Source organism: Corynebacterium macginleyi (assembly GCF_003688935.1).
Taxonomy (GTDB): Bacteria; Actinomycetota; Actinomycetes; order Mycobacteriales; family Mycobacteriaceae; genus Corynebacterium; species Corynebacterium macginleyi.
Map to the genome: position 1 here is coordinate 1 of NZ_REGE01000042.1, position 2,854 is coordinate 2,854.

General features: G+C 50.4%; 2 protein-coding genes and 2 pseudogenes. 1 reads left to right on the forward strand and 3 read right to left on the reverse strand.

All coding sequences use genetic code 11. The features are described from left to right. A pseudogene (locus tag D9V82_RS12855) lies at nucleotides 1–161 on the reverse strand (IS256 family transposase); the annotation flags it as partial. 67 nt (nucleotides 162–228) lie between these two features. Between D9V82_RS12855 and D9V82_RS13245 the strand changes: the two are divergent. Then, nucleotides 229–433: pseudogene (locus D9V82_RS13245) on the forward strand (ATP-binding protein); the annotation flags it as partial. A gap of 176 nt (nucleotides 434–609) precedes the next feature. Here D9V82_RS13245 and D9V82_RS11845 read toward each other — a convergent pair. Both D9V82_RS11845 and D9V82_RS12095 read right to left on the reverse strand, forming a co-directional pair. Beyond that, entirely contained in the window at nucleotides 610–867 is a 258-nt protein-coding gene (locus D9V82_RS11845; protein ID WP_121912529.1) for an ATP-binding cassette domain-containing protein, read from the reverse strand. Nucleotides 868–1,825: 958 nt separating this feature from the next. Further along, complete coding sequence (locus tag D9V82_RS12095; RefSeq protein ID WP_147446213.1) at nucleotides 1,826–2,404, reverse strand: hypothetical protein; 579 nt, start codon at nucleotides 2,402–2,404, stop codon at nucleotides 1,826–1,828. Nucleotides 2,405–2,854: the final 450 nt, after the last annotated feature.

The following is a 2,854-nucleotide window of genomic DNA, read 5'->3' on the forward strand; positions in this document are numbered from 1 at the left end:
CCCCTAGTGATCGAGGCTTGCAACATGCCCCGAACCAGATCGTTGGCATCCGTTGTAGACGTGCCTAGCTCATCAATCAGTTTCGCCATCTCAGGGTTAGCAAGAAGCTTCTTTTCAATCGCATCAAATTGTGGCCTTATCAGCCGTGCCACACTAGTCATTCTGGCTTATCTCCTTATACAGGTTGGGAACCTACACACAAACCATTAGACACTCTCCCTCTTCGGGGACCTAACCAAAATCGTATTCGACGGTGATGGTCGGCTCCCAACCCTGATCTCTTTCCAATCAGCTGCCGTCTACTGGGTTGAAACACTGCCAGACAGTGTTGGGAGCGGATTCACTGGTAAGCCGCCTCAACAAAGACCACCGAATCTGCATTGGAGACTTTGACATGTACAAGGCCATCGTCCCACTAGAACCGGACGATTAGAGCAAACAGCCGGGCCGACTCCGTCGGCCCGCCCCGGTACCAACTACCCGGAATACGGGAGTACCGAGTCTTCGGAACACCGGTACCAGAAACCCGCATCTGACAAGCTGGCATTCGTGCAAAAAAGAATACCCAGAGCTGACGATGGAACCATTGGTGGCGGATTATGCGCGAGTTTATGATTGCTCGAGCTTCGCTGCCAACGGCAACACCACTGGTAGCCCCGTGGATTCATCCTGGTAAATCTTTGATTCCAAACTGAAGGTATCCAACAATAATTGTTCATTGAAGGTATCTTCCGTTCGGCCTTGCGAGACGATCACGCCATCCCGCATAGCCACTAAGTAATCTGAATAACGCGCTGCCAACGCTAAATCATGCAACACCACTACGACCGTTCGGTGATCCGCTGGCAGGCTGCGCAACAGCTCCATAATCTCCAATTGGTGTCTGAGATCAAGGTGGTTTGTCGGTTCATCCAATAACAAAATATCTGGGACCTGACCCCCAATTGGTGGACACCTGGTATCCAGCTCAGTCGCGTTGGGAAGAAAGGTATTCTACTGTTCAGGCGACAGAAATGGGAGCGGTGTGTTGAGTATCTGGTAGCGTCTGAGGAAGCATCCGGTAGCAGGTGGGTCTGAGCCCGACGGGGCGAGATTACCCGCGGTCAGCCCTTCGCCAACGCCGCGACCGGCTAGGCAGTGGCCAGGCCGAGGCTTCGCGGTGCACGGCTCGCCCAGTAAATCGCGTGGTGCGAGCACCCTAGCTAATTTTCACTAGCGGTAAGAACGCCGCCATATAAGCAGCGCTCTTACCGGACGGTAATCCGTTGTAACCGAAGTCCTTCCGGTACGTGCCACACCCGAGCGGGATATCTCCCAGAATGAAGTGCCTCGAACATTGTGAACTGCTACCGGATACTCACTACAGCGCTACCAGAAAGTCACGCCACTGCTACCCGATAGCCGGTCACGACATTTTACCACCATGCCCAAGTACTTAGAACAGTGGGATCATTGATTCTATTGGGACAGTTGGCGACTGAAATGCCAATGCTTGAGCTGAGAACGTTAACGTCTCCTCACAAAAGACGAGCTGATTCATGCTCGCAGGTGGGATGATGTTGTCGGGGAGGAACCCCGACGCTCAAGTGGGTGCCATGGTGGAACGAGGTAAGCCTCCACCACAGCATTGACTACCGCCCCCGGTCGAGGTGGAAATCGAATTGTAGAAGCAGAACCCGCCACAGGGAATATTGGAAATCAAGGCAAACGCCTATAAACAGAGCTCGGGGAACTCAAAGGTACCCGCGATGGTCGCCTTATTGTGCACCGGCACAAGGCCTCACCCGGGTTCCAGATTCACCACGCTAATGGACGCAACCGATAGCTAAGATGCAGAACGTTTAAATTTATGCAAAGAAATAAAACCCACGAAAAACGCCACCACACTTAGTAGTAGCGGAAGATTCCCGGATGGAGCCTCTAAAACGAAAAGAAGAAATCTCCAATTCGTATCAGTTAATGATGTCCATAGAGCGGTCTGTAAAACGAGCTGTACCACAAGCAACAAAACAAGTGTATCCACCCTCACATATCTACCTATAAGGAGCGTCAAACCTGTGAGAATAGTAGAAACATAAGCAAATTTCACGCTTCCTATTCCCCAAAGGGAAAATATCCAAGGGATAATCCACAAAACTGCGAGAACTATACCGTCAACAAACAGCCAATTTTGTGATACCTGAGCCTCCAACCTGGAAACCTGATTTTTGAAAAAAATCACTGGTAATACAGCATAAGAAAACGAACACAAAGTACCTATGTTTACCCTAGCAGTGTCATTGAGCCAAGGAATATTGAGCGCCCACCCCTCGTCAAACCAAAGAACGGAACCAATACACAACACCATAATCAAAACAGTAACTACCCTATGCCCACGGCAGTACAAGAATGCAAATGATTTCATAGACTAATTGCTAACTTTACACACAGATTGCTCGATACGTTGAGCAACGTCAGCGACACTTATTTGCCGAGTACGCTCCCAAGGAAGACCGCTAAGCGTAATTCCCAAATCTTTCGCCGGAATTCCGCAGATTGTAGCGTTTGAACGAATGAGTTCTGCGGATCCAGCTTGATCCACAAACTCTCCAACTATCCCCTCTACCGTAGATTGACTGCTTAAACTTAAATGATCTTCCGAAAGATCTCCCCACATGACCGGACGTTCTTGGGGTTACCCGCAAGTCGTGGACACGTTGTTAAGCTGCTTAGGGGTTAAGCAGCGGCTTTCTTATTACAATTTTGATCAGCGAGCTGGGCTTCGAAATCGACGGGGCTTACCATCCCGATGGACGAGTGGCGACGACGCCGGTTGTAGACAATCTCAATCCAGCGAGCCACCGCCTTCCGGGCT

Coding starts and splice junctions, on each gene's coding strand:
- D9V82_RS11845 (WP_121912529.1), bottom strand. CDS start 867: ATGGAGCTGTTGCGCAGCCTGCCAGCGGATCACCGAACGGTCGTAGTG.
- D9V82_RS12095 (WP_147446213.1), bottom strand. CDS start 2,404: ATGAAATCATTTGCATTCTTGTACTGCCGTGGGCATAGGGTAGTTACT.